Source organism: Parvimonas sp. C2 (assembly GCF_035282405.1).
Lineage (GTDB): Bacteria > Bacillota > Clostridia > Tissierellales > Peptoniphilaceae > Parvimonas.
The window spans coordinates 129,316-152,481 of sequence record NZ_JAYKBP010000001.1 but is presented as its reverse complement, the minus strand read 5'-3'; the positions used below and the strand labels follow the sequence as shown (position 1 = coordinate 152,481).

General features: G+C 28.0%; 18 protein-coding genes. All 18 read left to right on the top strand.

Annotated elements, in window-relative coordinates; translation table 11 throughout:
* The first annotated feature begins 14 nt into the window (after positions 1–14).
* Entirely contained in the window at positions 15–1,280 is a 1,266-nt protein-coding gene (locus tag VJI95_RS00690) for a DUF819 family protein (protein ID WP_323999070.1), read from the top strand.
* Positions 1,281–1,282: 2 nt separating this feature from the next.
* Positions 1,283–1,708, top strand: coding sequence for an OsmC family protein (locus tag VJI95_RS00685; protein WP_324009884.1), 426 nt, complete (start codon positions 1,283–1,285; stop codon positions 1,706–1,708).
* A 113-nt stretch (positions 1,709–1,821) separates the two neighbouring features.
* Positions 1,822–3,195: a hypothetical protein gene (locus VJI95_RS00680; RefSeq protein WP_323999068.1), complete on the top strand. Its 1,374-nt coding sequence runs from the start codon at positions 1,822–1,824 to the stop codon at positions 3,193–3,195.
* Between the two features lie 97 nt (positions 3,196–3,292).
* Entirely contained in the window at positions 3,293–4,510 is a 1,218-nt protein-coding gene (locus VJI95_RS00675) for an ABC transporter substrate-binding protein (protein WP_323999067.1), read from the top strand.
* Positions 4,511–4,518: 8 nt separating this feature from the next.
* The gene (locus tag VJI95_RS00670; protein WP_323999066.1) at positions 4,519–5,220 is read left to right on the top strand and encodes a GTP-binding protein; all 702 of its coding nucleotides are present in this window, start codon (positions 4,519–4,521) and stop codon (positions 5,218–5,220) included.
* Positions 5,213–6,217, top strand: a complete 1,005-nt coding sequence (locus VJI95_RS00665) for an ATP-binding cassette domain-containing protein (RefSeq protein WP_323999065.1) — start codon at positions 5,213–5,215, stop codon at positions 6,215–6,217. The genes VJI95_RS00670 and VJI95_RS00665 overlap by 8 nt, the downstream gene beginning before the upstream one ends.
* A 165-nt stretch (positions 6,218–6,382) precedes the next feature.
* A complete protein-coding gene (locus VJI95_RS00660; RefSeq protein ID WP_324009882.1) occupies positions 6,383–8,791 on the top strand; it encodes a peptidase U32 family protein in 2,409 nt (802 codons plus the stop codon).
* A gap of 239 nt (positions 8,792–9,030) precedes the next feature.
* On the top strand, positions 9,031–9,399 hold the full coding sequence (locus VJI95_RS00655; protein ID WP_323999063.1) for a NusG domain II-containing protein: 369 nt from the start codon (positions 9,031–9,033) through the stop codon (positions 9,397–9,399).
* Positions 9,399–9,899, top strand: coding sequence for a Gx transporter family protein (locus VJI95_RS00650; protein ID WP_323999062.1), 501 nt, complete (start codon positions 9,399–9,401; stop codon positions 9,897–9,899). Before VJI95_RS00655 ends, VJI95_RS00650 begins: the two co-directional genes overlap by 1 nt.
* Entirely contained in the window at positions 9,886–10,749 is an 864-nt protein-coding gene (gene radC / locus VJI95_RS00645) for a RadC family protein (RefSeq protein WP_324009881.1), read from the top strand. Before VJI95_RS00650 ends, radC begins: the two co-directional genes overlap by 14 nt.
* 13 nt (positions 10,750–10,762) lie before the next feature.
* Complete coding sequence (locus VJI95_RS00640) at positions 10,763–11,785, top strand: rod shape-determining protein (protein WP_323999058.1); 1,023 nt, start codon at positions 10,763–10,765, stop codon at positions 11,783–11,785.
* A complete protein-coding gene (mreC, locus tag VJI95_RS00635; protein WP_323999056.1) occupies positions 11,778–12,641 on the top strand; it encodes a rod shape-determining protein MreC in 864 nt (287 codons plus the stop codon). Before VJI95_RS00640 ends, mreC begins: the two co-directional genes overlap by 8 nt.
* On the top strand, positions 12,634–13,131 hold the full coding sequence (mreD, locus tag VJI95_RS00630; protein ID WP_323999055.1) for a rod shape-determining protein MreD: 498 nt from the start codon (positions 12,634–12,636) through the stop codon (positions 13,129–13,131). Before mreC ends, mreD begins: the two co-directional genes overlap by 8 nt.
* A 13-nt stretch (positions 13,132–13,144) precedes the next feature.
* Positions 13,145–16,498 carry a penicillin-binding transpeptidase domain-containing protein gene (locus VJI95_RS00625; protein ID WP_324009880.1) on the top strand — a complete coding sequence of 1,118 codons (3,354 nt, stop codon included), beginning with the start codon at positions 13,145–13,147 and terminating at the stop codon, positions 16,496–16,498.
* 69 nt (positions 16,499–16,567) lie between these two features.
* Positions 16,568–17,608 (top strand): BMP family ABC transporter substrate-binding protein, encoded by a 1,041-nt coding sequence (locus VJI95_RS00620; RefSeq protein ID WP_324009879.1) that lies wholly within the window; start codon positions 16,568–16,570, stop codon positions 17,606–17,608.
* A gap of 119 nt (positions 17,609–17,727) precedes the next feature.
* Positions 17,728–19,260: a glutamine-hydrolyzing GMP synthase gene (gene guaA, locus VJI95_RS00615; protein ID WP_324009878.1), complete on the top strand. Its 1,533-nt coding sequence runs from the start codon at positions 17,728–17,730 to the stop codon at positions 19,258–19,260.
* Between the two features lie 78 nt (positions 19,261–19,338).
* Positions 19,339–20,913: a site-specific DNA-methyltransferase gene (locus VJI95_RS00610; RefSeq protein ID WP_324009877.1), complete on the top strand. Its 1,575-nt coding sequence runs from the start codon at positions 19,339–19,341 to the stop codon at positions 20,911–20,913.
* On the top strand, positions 20,910–23,165 hold the full coding sequence (locus VJI95_RS00605) for a DEAD/DEAH box helicase (protein ID WP_324009876.1): 2,256 nt from the start codon (positions 20,910–20,912) through the stop codon (positions 23,163–23,165). Before VJI95_RS00610 ends, VJI95_RS00605 begins: the two co-directional genes overlap by 4 nt.
* Position 23,166: the final 1 nt, after the last annotated feature.

Genomic DNA, 23,166 nt, shown 5'->3' with positions numbered 1-23,166 from the left:
AGGAGGTATTCTTTATGTTATATTTCGCTCAAGAAGTGTCAAAACAAAAATATTGGTCACTTATCAGGATAGATAACACATTAGTATTATTAGCTATTTTATGTGCAATTGCTGCATTTAGTATTTATCTTGAACAAACTTATAGCTGGGCAGGTAAAATTACTGGATGTATTCTAGCTTTAGCTTTTACCATGATTTTATCAAATTTTAGAATTATCCCAGCGGAAGATACAAAGGCATATGATATAGTATGGGGTTGGGTTGTTCCTTTAGCAATTCCTATGTTACTTTTCAAAGCGAACTTAAAGAAGGTTTGGAAAGAATCAGGAAGACTGATTGGAATTTATTTGCTTAGTGGTCTTGGTACAATTTTAGGAGCATTTGTTGCATTTTTCTTATTAAGAAACTTTATTCCAGAACTTTATAAGCTAAGCGCAATGATGGTAGGAACTTATACTGGAGGTAGTATGAACTTAACTGCTATGGCAGATGCATTTCCATTAGGCGATAAAGGACTACTTGGCTCAGCTGTAGTAGCCGACAATTTGTTTATGGGAATTTACTTTGTAAGTTTAACAATTATTCCTACAATGAAATTTTTTAGAAAACATTACTCTCATCCTTATGAAGATGAAATGGAAAAATTGGGTTCTGCAGGAGAAAATAAAGCAGCTCAATTCTGGACTAAAAAGGATGTTTCTCTGTTGGATGTTGCAAAAGTTGTTTCTTTTTCATTTGCAATAGTTGCAATTTCAACAGAATTAGGAGGATTTATTTCAGGATTTAAGCCAGAAACTAAAACTATGGGACCATTGTTAAAGTTTTTTGTTGATTTAATATTCGGGTTGATAGGCAGTAAATATCTATTAATGACTACTATTACAGTTATTTTAGCAACATACACAAAAATTTTGGCTAAAGTTTCCGGTGCTGAAGAAATAGGTACATTCTTAATTCATATTTTCTTTGGTGCAATTGGTGCACCAGCATCTATTGAAATTATTTTAATGAAAGCGCCTTGGTTATTAGTATTCTGTGTTCTTATAGTAGTTATAAATATGATTGTTTCATTTATTTTTGGTAAGATTTTTAAATATTCAATTGAGGAAGTTTGTATTGCATCAAATGCTAATATAGGAGGGCCAACTACCGCTGCAGCACTTGCTATTGCAAGAGGTTGGAATCAATTAGTAGTTCCTGCAATGCTAGTTGGAATTCTAGGATATGTTATTGGTAATTACTATGGTGTATTTATTGGTAATATATTAAAGTTGTTCTAGTTATGATTTGTAGTATAAGATTAGATAAAGATGGAGAAATGATTTTATCAAGTAATGGCCAAGAGATAATAACGCATAGTTCAAAATGTAAAGAAGTGGATTCAGGCTACATGTCTCCAGGAGCTATGTTTATGGGAGCTCTTGCTGGTTGCAAAGTCTTGACTTTTATTAAATCTTCAAAATTTTATAAAATAAAATTTGAGGATTTAAGTATTCAAGTTGAAGCTGATGTAGTAAATACTGATAATATCGAAAATACTCCTTTTAAAAATCAAGTATATTCAGAAATCAGGACTAAGTACTCACTAAAGACAGATGCAAGTATCGAAGAAATAGAGAAGGCGATTATTCTAGCATCAAGGATTTGTACTGTGAACTTAGCTGTTGATAGTAGTATTAAACAAACACATTCAATTGAATTATTATAAAGTTATTTAAAATCACAGATAATATTGTCTGTGATTTTTTTATAAAGTATTATAATCTTTACAACAATATGTATTAATGATATAATAGCACATATAAAAAGTCGGAGGAAAATATGAAAAATAAATTTTTACTCATATTATTATTGTTTTGTTTTTTATTTAGCAATACATATAATATTAAGGCAGAAAAGACTAATTTAACTGATAATTATAGAATTTATGAACTTTTTAATTTGTCTGACACTAAAAATTTAGAACTAAATGGTGAATCTACAATAGACTATTCTAATGCAAATACAAATGAAAATAAATTAGATGGAATGTATAAGGCTAATTATACTCTAAAGAGTACAAATAATGAAAGTTCAACTGTAAAGATGGGGATAACTTTTAGTAGTAGTATTGAAAAATTAAGTAAACTTTCAATTAAAATGGATGGAGCAGATGTTCCCTATTCATTAAAGTTTTTAAATGATAAATTTAAGTCTCCAACTGGTACTGAATTTTATAAAGAGATTATAAATAATGTAGATTCTCCGACTTATGAACCAGTAAACTTTAAAAAAGAAGATGTTGGGACTTTGAGAAAATTTAATTTAGAATCTAATAATGTAGAGAATTTAAAATATGAAATTACAATAAAATATTCTACTGATAATACTAAATTATTTTTATCTGGAGGAGAAGATGTCAAGATTGAAGAGAATAAGAATAATAAAACTTTAGTTTTAACTCATGAGTTTAGCGGAAAAAGTAAAACTCCTATTTTATATACAATTGGAAAAGATGCAAGTATAACGACCAAGGTATATTCAGGAGATAAACAAGTAAATACTGGATTTAAAGAAAATATAGAAAAATCATCTATTAATGTTGAAAATTTCTTAAAGACTATATTTTTGAGTGAAGTTCCAGAAAATGTTCGTCAAAGATTTTCAGAAGATAATTTATATGAAATATATGTAGAAAATTTTGATAAGATTTTAGGGGGTAGTGGCTATGATAGTTTAGGAGTTCTTAAGTCAACAGCAGATAAACAAATTGTGGCAATCTTTGAAATTCAAGTTGATTCAAAAACTGAAAGAAAATTAAATGTAGAATATCCTATTTCATCAACACTTACAACTGTAAATAATATTAATGTTATGAAGTTGAATTTAGAAAGTTCACCATTTTCTACATTTGATAATTTTAAGAACTTTAAATATAAACTAGTTGGAAATAAAGAATATAAATATATTATTAATTCAAATACTAAATATAATAATACTAAAAATGGTTCAGAAATAACGTTGAATAATGCTCCTACTGAACTTATTACAAATTTAGTTTACAAGGAAAAATATGTAAAAGGGCTTAGTGAAAAAGAGTCAAAATCTTATACTAATTATGAAATCATCATATTAGGAATTTTAGAAATAGTTGGAGTACTATATTTAAGAAATATGTACTTTAGAAATAAAAAAATAAAAAGAAGAAAAAGATAAAATCGAAAATTATTTTCGATTTTTTTCTTTATATTGCATTTGCAACATACATAATCAAAAAATTATTGTAATATTATTATGCAATTAGGAGGTAATTATGAAAAAAATAAATTTTGATGATAAATTATATAATATTTTAAATGGAAATGAAAAACTTTTACAGTTTTTTATAAATAATGGTTTTGATCAATTAAAAAATGAAAAAATGTTAAAAACCATGGGTAAGATGGTTTCTTTAAATATGGCTTTAAAGGTTAGAGGAATAAATAAAGTAGCTTTTGAAGAAAAATTAGATTTATTTTTGAATGATGAACATAGCATTGTTGATAAATCTCTTGAAGAAGAAAAAGTAGTATCAGGAGATGTTATTGTAAAAGGTGTTTTACCATGTCCTTTAAAAATTCCTATTCTTGAGGCTTTTGATAAATTTGTTGAAGAAGAAAAAACAAGGGGTTTAACTATTGGCTACGAATTAAAATCAGCAAATTTAGGTATTGATTGGATTGAAAATGACATAGATTCAGAAAATATTGATAAAGTTGCTGATATTATGATTTCTGCAGGATTTGAATTGTTTTTTGATAAGAGTAAATTTGGAAAATATTTTGATGAAGGAAAATTCTTTATTGAAAATTTAAAAATGAATGATGATTTTGACAATGAAAAAATATGCTTAAGGGATCCAAAAAATATTTATAATATTATTGCTGTAGTTCCTTGTGTGTTTTTAGTTAATGAAAATAATCTTAATGGAAGAAAAATTCCTACTTCTTGGGATGATTTACTTTTTAGTGGAGAGTATACAGATAGTGTTGCAATACCATTATCTGATTTGGATATGTTTAATGCTTTAGTTGTGAATATTTACGCAAAATGGGGAATCAGAGGAATCAAGGCATTGGCAAAGATATATAAAAAGAGTCTCCATCCAGCTGAAATGGTTAAGAAAAAAGGAGATTCAAAAAATAATCCACTTGTTAGTATCACGCCATATTTTTTCACACAAATGGTATCAAGAAGTTCAGCACTAAAAGTTGTTTGGCCTAAAGATGGTGCAATTATTAGTCCCGTATTTATAATGGCTAAAAAAGATAATGAAAAAGCAAAAAAAGTAGTTGAATTTTTTAGAAATGAAAATGTTGGAAAATTGCTTTCTTCAAATGGGAAATTTCCTACTACAGTATATGGTGTAGATAATATGTTGGATAAAGATCATGGATTTTTATTCTGTGGTTGGGATTATATTCACAATAATAATATGGTAGAAATTATGAAAGAGTCTGAAAAGATTTTTAATGAAGAAATTTTAAAATAGAGGTTTGTATGAATTTGGTAGTAGTTTCAGGTCCACCTTCATCAGGGAAGACAAGTGTAATAGTAAAGACAATAGAAAATTTAAAAAATAGAGGAATTAAAGCAGGAGTAGTAAAATTTGACTGTTTATATACTGATGACAATTTAATATATGAAAAAAATAATATTTTAGTTAGAAAAGGACTTTCTGGTGCTTTATGTCCAGATCATTTTTTTGTATCCAATATTGAAGAAGTTGTTCAATGGGGAATAAGCAATAACTTAGATATTTTAATTACGGAATCTGCAGGACTTTGTAATAGATGTTCACCCTATATAAAAAATATAAAAGCAGTTTGTGTTATTGATAATTTATCAGGTATAAATACACCTAAAAAAATAGGTCCGATGTTAAAAAGTGCGGATTATGTTGTTATAACAAAAGGAGATATTGTTTCACAGGCCGAAAGAGAAGTTTTTTCATCAAGAGTTGCATCTGTTAATCCAAGTGCTATAGTTATGAATATAAATGGTCTCACAGGACAAGGAACTTACGAATTAAGTACCTTATTGTATGATGAAAATAATTCAATAAATACAGTTAATGGTATGGAGTTAAAATTTGCAATGCCAACAGCATTATGTTCTTACTGCTTGGGAGAAAAGAAAATAGGGGCGAAATATCAAATGGGAAATATCAAAAAAATGAAATTGGAGGATAAAAATGCGTAATTTAAAAATAGAAAAATTAATTGAAAAATATCCTTTTGTTGAAGTTTTCTTTGAAGAAAATAACTTTGATATTTCAAATAGTAAACATTTGTCATTTGCAGAATATTTACATTCTTTTTCTGAAGATGAAAAAGAAGAACTTGCAATAGACGAAGAACTGCTTTGTGAGTCCTTAGAAATTTATATAAAACAAATGAAAAGTTTTTTAGGAGTTGAAGATGATGAAGTAAATTCAATAACTCTACTTGCTGGTACAGATAAATTTGGAAATAAAGAAAATTATGATGAATTGAAGGTTAATAAATCAGAAATAATTTCAATAGTTGGACCTACAGGAAGTGGAAAGTCAAGACTATTAGGTGATATTGAATGGGTAGCAGACAGAGATACTCCCACTAATAGAAAAATTTTAATAAATGGAAAAGATGCAGATAAAAAATGGAGATTAAGTGCAAATAATAAATTAGTATCTCAACTTTCTCAAAATATGAATTTTGTTATGGATTTATCAGCATATGAATTTATAGAACTTCACGCGAAAAGTAGAATGGTAGAAAACGAAGAAGAAGTAATTAACAAAATAATTGTAGAGGCAAATAAACTTGCAGGAGAAAAATTTGACTTAAATACTCCTATAACTTCATTAAGTGGTGGACAGTCTAGAGCGTTAATGATTGCAGATACAGCAATTTTAAGTTCATCTCCGATTGTTTTGATTGATGAGATTGAAAATGCAGGAATAGATAGAAAAAAAGCATTAGATTTACTAGTAAGTGAAAATAAAATTGTATTAATGGCAACACATGACCCTATATTAGCTTTGATTGCTGATAAGAGAATTGTAATAAATAATGGAGCCATTGTAGCAATACATGAGACAACCGAAAAAGAAAAAGAATTACTTGTAGAACTTGAAAAAATGGATAATGTTATACAAAATTTAAGAAAAGAATTAAGATATGGTAATTCACTTTCAGAGTTTGAAATAACATTATAAATATTTTTCGTTATACAAATTTATCTTATGAACTTTGAAAAATATGTATATTTAATTTTTAAAGGAGAAATTTTAAATTCTCCTTTTTTATTGCAAAAAATGTGGTATAATAAACATGTCTTTACACATTTTTATAAAGATATTATTTTTATTGTGAGGAAAAATATGTTTGAACTTTTATCTCCGGCGGGTTCTATGGACTCCTTAAAAGCCGGGATTCAAAATGGAGCAGATGCCATTTATTTAGGCGGTAACAGTTTTGGAGCAAGAGCCTCTGCAACGAATTTTGACAATGATGAGCTAAAAGAAGCGGTTAAATATGCAAAACTTAGGAATGTAAATATATTTGTTACGGTTAATACATCTATAAAAGAAACTGAAGTTGAAGAATTGCTTTCTTATACAGATTTTTTATATAAAATTGGTGTGGATGCAATAATTTTGTCCGATATCGGAGTTGCAGAAGTTTTAAGAAAAAGATATCCAAATATGGAACTACATGCGTCTACTCAAATATCTGCACATTCTTTAAATGACGTTTTAGAATTAAAAAAAGTTGGATTTGATAGAGTAGTTCTTGCTAGGGAACTCAGTATAGAAGAAATTAAGGAGATTTGTGATAATATTGATATAGACATTGAGGTATTTATTCACGGAGCTATTTGTGTAAGCTATTCAGGTCAATGTCTTATGAGCTCAATGCTTGGAGATCGTTCAGGAAATAGAGGTCGTTGCGCTCAACCTTGTAGACAAAGCTATAAATTAATAAATAAAACAACAGGTAAAATTATTGATGTAAATGGTAATTACTTATTAAGTCCAAAAGATTTATGTAGTATTGAAAATATCGAAAAAATATTGGATACAGGTATTAAATCCTTAAAAATTGAAGGAAGAATGAAAAGACCTGAATATGTAGCAGTTGTTACATCAAGATATAGAAAAGCTATAGACAATTACATAAATAATAAAGTTACAAATGATAAAAAGGCTTTAAAAGAAGATTTAGAAGCTATCTTTAATAGAAAATTTACATCAGGTTATCTTATGAGTAAAAATGGTTCGGATATTATCAATTTAGATAAGCCTAATAATGTTGGTGTAAAAGTTGGAGAAGTTCTAAGTTTCAATCCAAAAAAGAGTAAATTAAAAATTAAATTATCCGGTAAACTTTCAAAGGGGGATGGAATTAACTTAGGTGGAGGAAATATTGGAAGAATAATTAAAAATGGAGAAATTTATGACTGTGGATTAGCAGGAGAAATTGTAGAAATTGATTTCGTGAAAAATATAAAACCTAAAACTCCAATTTATAAAACATCAGATAAACAACTGGTAGATAATGCTAATAAATCATTTAAAGAAGGAATTGAAAATAAAAAGATTAATTTAAAATGTGAAATTTTTATTAAAGTTGGTGAGAAAGCAAAGTTTGTTTTAGAAAATATTGAAGTTTATTCAGACGAAAAAATAGAAAAAGCAAATAATAAAGAAGCTGAAATAGATAAGATTATTGAAAAATTGTCTAAAACTGGTGGAACTCCTTACAAATTCATTTTTGATAATATATTTGTAGATAAAGATGCATTTATTCCGGTTTCGGTATTAAATAATCTTAGAAGAAAAGCGATAGAAAAATATGAAGAGTATAGATTGGATTTTTCAGCAAATAGAATTATTTGTCCTTATGAGGATTCTAGCTATCTAAAAGGTGAAAAAGTCTTTAATGGGAAAATTACATTAAAAGTACATAAAAATTCTCAATTGGATACAATTTTAGAAAATCCAAATGTATCAGAGTTTGTAAAAGAAATTTATACTGAAGATTTTACTTTACTTGAAAAATATTATAATAAATTTAAAACTCTTGGGATAAATATAATTTACAGTGCTTTAGGTGTTATAAGAAATGAAGAGTTTTCTGTGTTAGAAAAATATTTATCCAAAATAAATGGCGAAATTTTTAATAAAGTTCAAATATCAACTTGGGGTTCAAAAAACTTTTTTAAATCAAAATTTGGCACAAAAAAATTCAATATAGATACATATTTTAATATCTATAATTCATATTTGTTGAAATTTTTCGAAAAATATTTTGATGCTGAAGATATAACAATTTCACAGGAAATAAATAAATTTGAAATTAAAAACGTATTGGATAAGTCAAAAGAAAGAAATTCAAATGTTGACATGATAATATACGGTCATACTAGATCAATGCTAACAGAATACTGTGCAATGGGAGTTTTGACAAAAGATTGCCATAAAGATAGACTTTGTGCTGAATGTGCAAGAAGTGATTATATTTTAAAAGATATGGAGAATAGAGAATTTAAATTATTTCAAGATATGTTTTGTAGAACTGAAATAAGAAATCATATTGCTCTTGATTTAAGAGACAATATAAGAGAAATATTTGAAATAGGAGTTGACAGAGTAAGACTTGATTTTACTTATGAGGATTCTAATACTGTTTATAGGATTCTAAATGATTGTATAGAATGTTTAAAATACTCAAAGAAAATAGATTCATTAAATTCTTATAAAGGTCATTATATTAATTCAGTTAGCTAATTTTATTAAATATCAAATTAAGTTAAAAAGTAGTTATTTTTAAATTTTTACAATACTACTTTTTCTTTATTTTAAGTAACATATAAATTATTTCCTGAAAAAAATTTTTTAAAACATTGAAATATAGATAATTTTTTGATAAAATTAATGCTGAGATAAAATATTACTTATTCAAGCCTGATTGAATTTGTGTATATTTAGGAATCTTGATATTTTATAGTACTAATAGGGAAGTGTGTATGAAAAAAGGAGATGTTATTGTTATCTTTACTTTAATTGTTATATTTTGCTTTTCATTTATCTACATAAGCAATAGTTTTATAACAACTGGAGATAAATATATTAGTGTTAAAGTAAACGGAGAAGAGATTAAACAAATCACTTTTGGTAATGAAAAGAAAGTTTATCCTATAAGAACTTCTTTTGGACTTAATATTCTAGAGGTTGATAATGACGGCGTTAGAGTAATAGAAGCAAGTTGTCCTGATAAACTTGATGTTAAATTTGGTAAAATAAATAAAGTTGGACAAGCAATTATTTGTATGCCTAATAGACTTGTAATACAAATAAAATCGAGAAAAACTAATGATTTGGATGTGGTAAATTAGTGAAAGCAAAAAAAGTAGTTTTAATTTCATTATTTGTTTCAGTAGCTTTAATTGTTTCATTACTGGAATATTATATTCCTATTCCTATACCAAATGTGAGATTAGGATTGTCAAATATAATAATAATAAATTCTATTTTATTATTTAGTTTTAAGGAAGCATTTTTTATTTCATTTTTAAAGGCTATTTTATTGGTAATGATTTTAGGAAATCCAATAAGTTTTATATATAATTTTACTGCAGGATTTACAAGTATTATTGTTATGTATTTATTAAATAAGTTTTGTAGTAAATTTTTAAGTTTAATAGGAATAAGTGTTTTAGGTTCTGTTTCCCATGTTATGGTTCAAATACTAGTTTCTATGATTCTTTTAAATACAAAAACTTTGGTTAATTTTATTCCTTTTTTAGGGATGATTGGAATTTTTACAGGCATATTAGTTGGTGTTATTTCAAATTATATGTATAAAATTTTAAGAGGTTATTATGTCAAATTATAATTATGATGATTTTTTAAAAGATTTAAAAGTATTTTTAAAAAATGAAAAAACAAAGGATATGAAATCATTTGAAAAAGAAATTAAAGAAGAAGAAATATCTTTTGGTGATAAAACAATTAATGAAGTAAATAGCTTAAAAAATGTCGAATATAAAGATATTGAAACTTTTACTATTTCAATAAATGAATTGAACGAAACAGATAAGCCAAGAGAGAAACTTTATAAATTTGGTCCTGAAAGTTTATCAGAATATGAACTTTTAGCTATTTTAATTCGAAGTGGTTCAAAAAAAGAAGATGTGTTAACACTTTCAAAAAAACTATGGATATATATGAGTAAATTTCATAGAATTAGTGAGATTACAATTAATGATTTGATGGAAATTGATGGAATTGGCTTGTCTAAAGCATGTAGTTTGGTTTCAGCTTTAGAACTTTTTAAAAGGTTGAATATGAGAGAATGTGTTGATAATTTTTCGTTTTGTTCACCTAAAAGTGTAGCTGATATCTTTATGAACATATTAAGAGATGAAATGAAAGAACATTTTTATGTTTTATTACTAGATACAAAGAACAAAATAATATCTTGGAATGAAATATCCAAAGGAGATTTGAACTCATCCATAGTTCATCCAAGAGAAGTTTTTAAATATGCTTTGAGATATGGAGCAAATAGTATTATTTGTTTGCATAATCATCCAAGTGGAGATCCAACTCCTAGTTCACAAGACATAGATATAACAAAAAGATTAGAAGATGTAGGAGACTTAGTTGGAATTAGATTATTAGACCATATTATAATTGGATATAATAAATATGTAAGTTTAAAAGAAAAAGGATTAATGAGATAAGAGAGGTAAAAAAATGAGTTTTTCGTGGATTTTAGGGGAAGATTTAACTTTAGATTTAGGAACATCTAATACTCTAATTTACTCAAAAAGAAAAGATGGAAAGATAATGGAGCCTTCTGTAGTTGCAGTTGACTTAAATAACTATGAAATTGTTGCAGTTGGAGAAAAAGCAAAAAGTATGGAGGGGAAAACTCCTGATAATATAATAACATTAGCACCTATAAAGGGAGGAAAAATAATAAATTTTGAAATAGCACAGGTAATGCTTACAAATTTATTGAAAAAAGCAAAGTCAACATTTTCAGTTTTTCATCCAAAGGTACATATTGCCATATCTAGTGGAATATCTGAGGTTGATAGAAGAGCTATTGAAGATTGTGTGATTTATTCTGGTGCAAGAAGTGTTGAATTTATTCCAAGTGCAGTTGCTTCTGCGATTGGAATGGGACTTCCTGCATTAGAGCCATCAGGAAGTATTATAGCTAATGTAGGTGGAGGAACAGTTGATGTTTCATTAGTTAGTTTGGGAGGTGTTGTTGCTTCAAAATTTGTAGATATTGGTGGAGATTCAATAGATTATGATATCATAAATATTGTAAAAAATAAATATGATTTAATGATAGATAAAGAAACAGCTGAATTCATAAAGATTAATTTATCATCATTTATAACTAGTAATATTACTAATAATCTTTCAATATTTGGAAGAGATGTAAATAGTGGAATGCCTAGAAATGCCACAATATATGGAAAAGATATAACTTCTTCATTATTCCCACTTTTTAACGCAGTTATTGATGCGATAAAAGTTATTTTGGAAAAAACTCCTCCATCAATGACAGGAAATGTTTTAAGAAATGGTATATTTTTAACTGGTGGTTGTTCTAAAATTAATGGTTGTGTAGAATATTTGCAAAATGAACTTAGAATAGCAATTAATGTTGTTGATAATCCATTGACTTGCACTTGTTCTGGAGCAAGTATATTGGCTAATAATGCAAGAGCGAAAAATAATAGGAGAAAGAATAATGAATAGATTTAGAAATATTAAAGCAAGAAAAAAGAAAATTTCTTTTTTCACTACAGTAATAATTTTGAGTTCTATAATTTTTTTCAGTAGTAATTCTTCTATTATGAATATTGGAGAAAATGCTATAGGAACCGTAACTAATTCAATTTCAAGAATTGTTTATTCTTCTATCGCAAGTTCAAAAGAGGTTTTTAAAAGTATTTTTGGATCAAAAGCAATTAGAGAAGAAAACGAAAAATTAAAAATTGAAAATGCAGAACTTAAAGAAAAAAATGTAAGTATGGAGAATATTATTGCAAAAGAAGAATTTTTAAAAAATGAATACAATTTGTACTTAAAGAATAAAGAAAATCTTTTAAGTGCAAATGTAATTGCATTGGATAACAATAGTTTGCTTATACGATTTAATATAAATAAAGGTAGTAAAGATGGAGTTAAAGTTGGAGATATTATAGTTCAGGGAACTGTTGGAGAAAATGAAAACACTTATATTAAAGCAGTTGTTGGAAAAGTAATAGAGGTTGGATATAATTGGAGTAAAGTATCTAGTTTAGTTGACTCTTCAAGTAATGTTTCATTTAATGTGGTAAGAACGCAATCATATGGAGCAATAAATGGGCAAGAGAACAATTTACTTTCTGGATTTATGTATAAATCAGATGCAGATGTCGTGGCTGGAGATAAACTAGTTACTTCAGGTCGAGGTGGTGTATTTCCTAGAAATTTATATATTGGAGAAGTTACAGATGTAAATACTTCAGAAAATGGTTTAGAAAAAAAGATAAGTGTGAAATCTCCAGTTGATTTTACAACTTTATTTAGAGTGTTTGTATTAAAAGGAAATGGTGATGGCAATGAATAGATTAAAAGTTGTGTTAATGTTTTTTGCTAGTATAATGATACAAACAGCCATATTACCAAATTTTGGTATATTTAGTTCTAAGGCAAATATGAGTTTAGCATTAGTTGTTGCTATCGCTATGAATTTTGGATCTTATGTATCTGGTTATTCAGGAATTGTTCTTGGTATTATTGAAGATAGTTTGTTTTCAAAAGTAATTGGGATAAGAGCATTAATATATTATATGATTGGATTTATAGTAGGATATAATGAGGACTCTATAAACAAAGGAGATATCCGTTCAGGATCAATAATTACAGTTGTTGCAACATTGTTTTATTGGGTTATGAATACAATAATTTATATGTTTTTAGAAAATTCGTCCTCAGTAGGTCTTATTAAATATTTAAAAGGTCCGATAATTATTGAAATGATTTTAAATGTTATATTATATTTGATATGTAATTATGTTATAAAAAAAGTGTTTAAGAAAAGAAAATTTAGATTTTAGTGGGTGTAGATGTATGAAAATTTTTGACAAGAATAAATTAGAAAAGATTAATGATAGACAATTAAGATATAAGATAGTTTATTCCATTTTATTTATTTTAATGATTGCACTTGTTGTAAAACTATTTCATTTAACAATAATAAATGGTGATGACTACAGAGATAAAGCAGATAATAATAGACTTAAAGATGTGAAAATAACAGCTCCTAGAGGTAATATTTATGATAGAAATGGAAAATTATTAGCAGGAGTAAAGACGAGTCCAGCTGTTCAGATTTTAAAAGATGAATTTAATAGATTAAATAAAGATGAGAAAGTAAGTAAAATTGAAGAATTAACCAGAATACTTAATAAAGATGGTGCAAGTTGGGATACTGATGATTATTTTTTAGGAATTAATTATTTTGTATATTCTTCAGATGTAGATTATTTTACTGAACAAAAATCTCCCAAAGAAAAAGTTTTGGATATAATTTTAGAAAATAAATTGGTAGAAGATATTTTAAAACTTAGAATTGAAAAAAATTCTTCATCAAAATTTTCATACTATATCATAAAAAAAGTTATAAGAGATTTACAACTTAAAGGAATATATGTTCCAAGTGATTTTTTTGATGTAGATAGTGGAGATATAAGTTTCTCTAAGGATAAAAAATATGAAGAATATGCAAAAGGTAAAGACCTTTCTAAGGGAATTTATTCACATGTTGCCGATTTAGTAAAAGATGATAAGTCAATAATAAGAAAAATATTAGATCAACCTTTGGCTAGAAAATTAGTTTATGAAGAATTAAAGAAAAAAAATCTTTTAAAAAATATAGAATTAAGTCCATTGGTTGATTTGAATAGATATAATTTATTACTAATAAAATCAGAATTAAATAGACAAAATTCAAAGGTAACTCTAGAAACTAGTGCAAAAGATGATTTTTATAATATGGTTAGAAAATTTACCATGGATAAATTATTGAGTTATGTAAAAGTTGATAAAAAAGGAAATAAGATTATTCCTGCTGAGATTTTATTAAAGAAATTAGAGGAAAAAAATATTGATGCAAATGTTGAATATACATTAGTTAAAGATGAAAAAGATAAGGAAAAAGTACAATTTAATTATAAAGATAATGCGAAAAAAGATATTGAACCTTTAACTCATTTAATTTCCATTGCAGAAGAAAATGGTCTACTTTATGATTTTGTTTTATCTGATGATATAAAAACTGTTGCTCAAGAAGTAAATACCGAAAATAATATTATTTTAAAAATTTCTATAACAAGTAAATCATTTGATTATGTTTATAATATTAACAGAACAGAAATAAAAAATAGATATAAAATTAAAGACGATTATACAGCAGAAAGCTTATTCTCAACTTTAAAAAAGACATATTCCATTGAAAATTTGGATGATTATAATGCTTATAGTTATTTAGTTTTAAATAGAAAAGTTGAATTACAAGGAGACAAGGCATATATTCCTATTACTCTTACTTATGGTATTTCTGAACCTTGTGTTTCTCATATAAAGGAAAAATTTGAAAATAATAAGGGATTTACTGTTTCGATGGAACCAATAAGACATTATCCTAATGGGGAATTAGCTTCTCACATTTTAGGATATATTGGGAAAATTTCGCAACAAGATGAAATTGAAAAATATAGTAAGGATAAGGGATATTCTTCAGATAGTTTTATCGGAAAGACAGGAGTTGAAGAAAGTCAAGAAGCTTCATTAAAAGGAAAAGACGGTTTAAAGAAAGTAATGGTCGATAATAGAGGAAATAGAACAGAAACAATTTCTGAAACACAGGCTGTTCCAGGAAAAAATGTATATTTATCGATAGATGCAAATTTACAAAAGGTAGCTGAAGAGTCTTTAAAACGTACTTTGGAATCTATTAGAAATGGAAGTGAGTATAAAAGTAAGTGGGGAAGTTATAGACCTAATGAAAGTCATAAAAATGCAACAAGTGGAGCAGTTGTTGTGCTTGATGTTAAAACGGGAAAAGTTTTAGCACTTGCAAGTTATCCTTCTTATGATCCAAATCTTTTTGTAACAGGAATTTCAAATAGTGATTGGATAAGTTTATTTCCAGAAGATGCAAGAGATTTTCTTGCTCCTAGACCTTTATACAACATAGCCACTCAAAGTATTTCACAACCGGGTTCAACTTTCAAACTTGCAAGTGCACTCGCAGCTCTTGAAAAAGGATTGAATCCTAATGAAAATATTAACTGTCAAGGTGTAATGGACGTTGGTGATACTAAATTTGGTTGTTGGATATGGAATCAATATAAAAGAACACACGGAAATGAAAATTTAAGAACTGCTTTAAGAGATAGCTGTAACTACTATTTTTATGCTTTAGCATTAGGAGAAAATCCTAAATCAAATAAAAAAACAGGTACTAAAATTACAATTGAAGATTTATCAAAAACTGTAAAAGAATTGGGGCTTGGAGAAAGAACAGGTATTGAAATAAATGTTCCAAAAGAAAGCAAGGGAGTTGTTCCTGATTCAAATACTAAAAAATCTCTAACTAAAATCATGTTAAAACAAAAGTTAGAGAAAGAAATTGATAAATATATTTTAGATGGTAAAAATAAGGAAGATTACGACTTTAATAAAATAATTGATACTATTGTAAATTGGACTGATGAAGAAACAGTTCTATCAAGAACAGAAGTAATTAAAAGATTGAAGAAATTGGAATTAAAAGCTGAAGAAGCAGTTGGAAATTCAAAAGTTACTTTAGCAGATATGATAAAGTTTGACTATTTAAATCAAGCTTCTTGGTCTAATGCTGACTCACTAAATACTGTAATAGGGCAAGGACAAAATGCTTATACACCTATACAAATGGCAAGATATATGGCTATGATTGCAAATGGTGGACAAAAGATAAAAACATCTGTTATTGAAAAAATAGTAAGTCATGATAATAAGGTTTCATTCCAAAACGATCCTGAAACTGAAAAATCAAGTTTTAATCCTAAAAATTTAAAATACATTTTAGAAGGAATGAACATGGCGTCTAAAACTTCTGAAAACTCTAAAATTTTTAAAAATTTACCAATAGAAATTGGAACAAAAACAGGTACAGCACAAAAAAGTGGAGTAAATCCTGTTACTGGACAAGCATATGATAACTATGCTTGGAACGTTTCTTTTGCACCTTATAATAAACCGGAAATTGCTATTGCTACTGTAATATTCCAAGGAGGAGCTGGAGCATATTGTGGCCCAATTGTTAGAGATATTATTGGACAGTATCTAGATAATAAGTCTGAATCAGGAGAAAATGTTGAATCTGATAAAAAAAATAATAGTAATTCCAATAGTGGAGATAATTTAGTTGGAGATTAAAAAAAGTATTGTAATTTTAGTAATTTTGATATATAATGTACTAGACTAAATAATTTAGGAGGGTTTTATATGAAATTTAAAAAGACTTTCGCAGCACTTTTAGTGGGTGCTATGATTTTAACAGGTTGTTCTTCTAAACCTAATGAAAAAACAGGAGAAAAAAAAGAAAATACTAAAAAACCAATTAAGTATGCTATGGTAACTGACACTGGTGGTGTTAACGATCAATCATTTAACCAATCTGCTTATGAAGGCTTAAAAGAATTACAAAAAGAAGGTATAATCGAAAAACCTACTTATTTGGAAAGTAAACAAGCTTCTGATTATAAAACACATTTAGAAACTTTACTTGATTCTAAAAATGATTTAATTGCAGGTATTGGTTTTGCATTGAAAAAAGATATTGAAGCGGCAGCAAAAGCTAATCCGAATCAAAAGTATGTAATTATTGATTCTTCTTTTGAAAATACTCCAAAGAACCTTATTGGAACAATTTTTGCAGATAATGAAAATTCATTCTTGGTTGGATATTTAGCAGGCTCACTTACAACTTCAAACAAAGTTGGTTTCATTGGCGGTATTACATCTCCATTAATCAAAAAATTTGAAGCAGGTTTTAGAGCCGGTGTTGAACAAGCAGCAAAAGACAAGAATAAAAAAGTAGAAGTTGTTGCTCAATATGCCGAAAGTTTTGGAGACGCAACTAAGGGTAAAGCTATTGCAAATAGTATGTACTCATCAGGAGTTGATATGATTTTCCATGCATCAGGCGGTACAGGAAATGGTGTTATCGAATCAGCAAAAGAAAACAAAAAATTCGTTTTTGGTGTAGATAGAGACCAATCTTACTTAGCACCGGAATATGTTGTAGCTTCTACAATTAAAAAAGTAAATGAAGCTATTAAGAGTGTTGGTAAAGATTTATATGAAGGAAAATTCAGAGGTGGAGAAACTATTGAATTTTCACTAAAAACAAATGGTGTTGACGTTGCATATGGAAAAGAAGATCAATTAAAGATTAAAATTCCTAATGAATTAAAACAAAAAATTGAAGAATTAAAGAAGAGTATTGCTGAAGGTAAAATTACAGTACCTACAGAAGTAAAATAAATTATTAATCAAAGGAAGCGAAAGCTTCCTTTTTCAATTAAAATAATTATATTAATATTTACCTTTTGCTGTTATTATTATATAATATTATTGTTAAATAAAATTAAGGAGACTATTTTATGAAAAATGAATTAATACTTGTTGTTGATTTTGGAGGACAATATAACCAATTAATTGCTAGAAGAGTAAGAGATCTTAATGTATATTGTGAAGTTGTTCCCTATAATAAAGCAGTTAATGAAATAAAAATAAAAAAACCTATCGGGATAATCTTTACTGGTGGACCTAATAGTGTTTATGATAAAAATGCACCAAAAATTGAAAAAGAAATTTTTGAATTTAATATCCCAATTTTAGGATTATGTTATGGAATGCAATTAATCTCTCAAACATTTGGAGGAATTGTAGAAAAAGCAGACAAAAAAGAATTTGGGAAAACTTTATGTATAAAAGATAAAAATTCAAAACTTATTTCAAATATGAAACCTGAAACAACGGTTTGGATGAGTCATCAAGACCAAGTTGTAAAACTTCCTGAAGGATTTGATTGTATTCAACATACTGATACATGTCCTTATGCAGGAATAGAAAATGAAGAAAAGAGAATTTATGCAGTTCAATATCACCCAGAAGTTAATCATTCAGAAGAAGGAAAAGAATTAATAAAATCATTCCTTTATGATATATGTAATGCAAGTGGTGATTGGACAATGCAAAACTTTATGAATGAACAAATACAAAAAATTAAACAAACTGTTGGAGATAAAAAAGTTTTATTAGCTCTTTCAGGTGGTGTTGACTCTTCTGTTTGTGCATCATTGCTTTCAAAAGCTATCGGAAGCCAGTTAATTTGTGTATTTGTAGATACTGGACTTATGAGAAAAAATGAAGGTGATGAGGTAGAAGAAGCTTTTAAAAATGATGAATTAAATTTTGTAAGAGTAAATGCAAAAGACAGATTTTTAGAAAAGTTAAAAGGAATAACAGATCCTGAGCAAAAAAGAAAAATAATCGGAGAAGAATTTATTAGAGTTTTCGAAGATGAAGCTAAAAAAATCGGTCAAGTAGATTACTTAGCACAAGGGACAATATATCCTGATGTTATTGAATCAGGACTTGGAGATGCAAAAGTTATAAAATCACATCACAATGTAGGTGGACTTCCGGATGTTGTAGATTTTAAAGATTTAATAGAACCTTTAAGAGATTTATTCAAAGATGAAGTTAGAAGATTAGGTTTAGAACTAAAAATGCCTGAATATTTAGTTTTCAGACAACCATTCCCGGGACCCGGTTTAGGTATTAGAGTAATGGGAGAAGTAACAGAAGAAAAATTGGAAATCTTAAGAAATGCCGATGCCATATTCAGAGAAGAAATCGCAAAAGTCGGAGAAGATAAAAATATAAGCCAATATTTTGCAGTTATAACAAATAACAAAACAGTTGGAGTGATGGGAGACTTTAGAACATACGACTACACTCTGGCCTTAAGAGGAGTTACAACAACAGACTTTATGACAGCGGACTGGGCAAGAATCCCATACGAAGTATTGGACAGAGTTTCCGTAAGAATAGTAAATGAAGTAGAGAATATAAACAGAATTGTCTATGACATAACAAGCAAACCACCAGCAACAATCGAGTGGGAATAGAGATGGATTATATTAAATAATCATAATAAATACAATATACTTATTTTATATAAGATTAGTAATATAGAGAGGAATATAATGGCTAATTTATCAAAAATTAAGCGTGAAAAAATGCTGGAATATCTTGAAAAATTAAAAGAAATCAATAATGATGATGAAAATATTCGTGCTATTACAGAGATTGAAAATGCACTTAATGAAAAGAAATATGGACTAATATGGGAAGAGCATTCGGAAAAAGTCGATGAAATGTTGGAACATAATATTCCAATCTTTGTTGAAGAGGAGAATAGAAAAATCATTGCAAACGAAGATGAACCATACAACTTTTTACTTGAAGGAGATAACCTTCATTCTTTAAAATTACTGGAGAAAACTCACAAGGGAAAGATTGATGTTATCTATATAGATCCGCCGTATAATACGGGAAATAAAGATTTTATTTATGATGACTGCTTTGTAGATAAAACCGATGGATATTCTCATAGCAAATGGCTTTCTTTTATGGAAAAGAGATTACTAATTGCAAGAGAACTTTTAAGTGATGAGGGTGTTATATTCATAAGTATCGATGATAATGAACAGGCTCAACTAAAATTACTTTGTGATAGTGTATTTGGTGAAGATAATTTTGTTACTTCAATACATTGGAAAAGAAGCGAGTCTCAAAATAATAGTGCAAAACAGTTTGCAATTGTTGGAGAATTTATTTTGTGTTACGCAATAAATAAAGCTAATAGATTATTCAATAAGATTACTTTACAAGATACTGCGATAAAGGAATACAGGTATGTAGATGAAGTTACAGGAAAGAGATTTAGAAGGGGAACTATCGTCGATAATACGAGAGGAAAGAATATTTTGGATATAGTATCTCCCTCTGGAATTAAGAAAAGAATAAAAAGCATTAGGAATAAACAGTTTTTTGAGGAAAAGAATAATAATGGTGAAATTTATTGGACAAGCACAGGAACACCATACCTAAAAATTTTCTTAGATGAATCAGATGGTCAGATTTCAAATAATTGGTTTGACAATGCAGGTGTAAATGAAGATGCTTCTGAACAACTAAGGAAATTAAATGTTGATTTTAGTTTTTCAAAGCCAACTTCTTTAATTACAAAGCTATTGGAAATAGCAGGAAATAATAAATCGATTGTTCTCGACTTCTTTGCAGGGTCTGGAACTACAGGTCATGCTGTAATGCAACTTAATAAGGAAGATAGTGGTAATCGCCAGTACATCCTTTGCACGAATAATGAAAATAATATTTGTGAGGAAGTTACCTATCAAAGACTTAAGAATATTCAGGAAGAATTACCGCACAATCTGAAATACTACAAGACGGAGTTTATACCAAAATTCTCTGACGACGAGGAAAGCATCTCAGAAAAGATGATGGAGCATATTAGAGAGTTGATTGAGTTGGAACATGCCATCGAGCTTGATGGTAAAAAATATATCGTCCTTGACGATGAAGATAAGCTAGATGAGAGTATATCAAAGATTGAAAATGGTGGAAAATTATTTGTGCGTTCAGGTATATTCCTATCCCGAAGCAATCAAAGAATACTTGATGAGAAGAGAGTCAGTATCATTGAAATTCCGGAATACTATTTCAGAGAAGAACTAAAGGAGGTTGGCGAGCTATGATAGATATTAAACTTAAAAATTTTCAAGAAGATGCCGTCGACTTCTTATTCAGTAAAACAACTGACAGCAATTCCAAACCTAAGATTGTAATGCAGAGTCCGACAGGCTCCGGCAAGACGATTATTTTGGTAGCCTATATTGAAAAATATCTTGATTTCCATAGAGATAGTGTAGTTTGTTGGTTTTGTCCGGGAAAGGGAGAACTTGAAGAGCAATCGAAAGAAAAGATGGAACGCTTTGCTACAACTCTTAAAACGGGTAATGTTTTTAACATTCTAAACACAGGTTTTGAAAGTGGAACAACCTATTTTATCAACTGGGAAACCATAACAAAGAAAGATAATACAGCTATTAGAGATAGTGAGAGAAAAAATCTTTTTGAGAGAATTAGTGAAGCCCATAATCGAAACTTAAATTTTATTGTCATCATTGATGAAGAACATCAGAATAATACTTCAAAGGCAGACGATATTATCTCAAGTATCAATGCAAAATATGAAATTCGTGTATCAGCAACACCGAATAAAAGGGTGGTTGGGGAATTTTATGAAATACCCGAAATTGATGTAATAAACGAAGGGCTTATTACAAGGTTTATGTACATTAATGTTGGGCTTGATATGGTAGAAGTTGAAAATACGTTAAATGAGACAGATATTTTATTAGAAAAAGCAGATGAAATTCGAAAGCAAATTGCTCAGGCTTATATTGACGAAAAGGAAGATATAAGACCTCTTGTATTAGTTCAATTTCCTAATTTGAATGATGATTTAATAGAACACGTTGAAGAAAAACTTAATTCAATGGGCTATTCCTATGAAAATAAGCTTCTTGCAAGTTGGTTTTCAGCGGAAAATAAAGAGGATAAAGATAGGAAGTCAAAGAAATTAGGGAAAATAAATATTGGAACAACAGAGGATGATAGTATAACAAAATCAAATGCAACTCCTGTATTTCTGTTATTTAAACAAGCCCTGGCGACAGGTTGGGATTGTCCGCGTGCAAAGATACTTGTTAAACTTCGTGAGAATATGAGTGAAACTTTTGAAATTCAAACACTTGGCAGACTTAGAAGAATGCCAAGAGCAAAACACTATGGTAGAGAGATTTTAGATTGCTCTTATCTCTATACTTTTGATGAAAAATATAAACTTGAGGTAATTAAAGCCGGCAATGGTTTTGAAACTCAAAGAGTATTTCTCAAAGAAGAACCGAAAAATATAAAACTGGTTAAAGAGATGAGAAACCTTGATGGTAACTATATTGATGAACAGGCTATTAGAAATAGAGTTTATGAATTTTTTAAAGAAAAATATAATCTATCTACTATAAAGAACGAAAATATTAAGATTCTTGAAAATAATAGATTTGTTTTAGGAACTGCTCTTTCAAGACAATATTTAACTGGTAAATATTCAACTTTAACCGAAATTAGAGATGAAGTTGCTAATTATAATACAATGTCAATAGAAATAAATACCCATACACACGGTATTGAACTTCAACATAATATTGATGCCATCAAAAAGCATGTTGGTCTCTCATATAATAAAACAAGTCAAATATTAAGAACTTTATTTTTATGGGGATTTGGTAATAATAAGTTTAAACTTTTGAATTTAACTTTGAGAGAATATTATGCATTCATCATAAATAATTCTGAAATCTTAAAAAGAGATTTCATTGAATTTTCAGGACAAAGGCATGACCAATTAATGATTCTTGAGAACAAAATTGAAGAATTTAAATTTCCATTAGAAGAACACTATAGGTACGTTCCATACGAAAGATATGTAAAAGAATTAGAGAGCAATGTATATAAAGGATATAATACATCTATGATTACTGATGATTTCCGCTCGACTTCAGAAAGACTATTTGAGAAATATTGCGAGAAAAATGAAAATGTGAAGTATGTTTATAAGAATGGAGATAGTGGACAACAGTATCTATCAATTGTTTATGGAAACAATTTTGATAAACAAAGATTATTCTATCCTGACTACATTGTGCAACTTAAAGATGAAACTATTTGGTTAATTGAAACAAAAGGTGGAGAAAAGCAAGGACAAAGTAAAAATATTGATGTACAGATAGAAAATAAGTTTGAAGCGTTCAAGCAGTTTGCGAACAAGTATGACTATAACTTTGGTTTTGTTAGAGATAGAAATGATGAGCTATATTTAAATAACATAGAGTATGTGGATGATATGAATGATGAAAATTGGAAATTGATAGAAGAAGTGTTTTAGA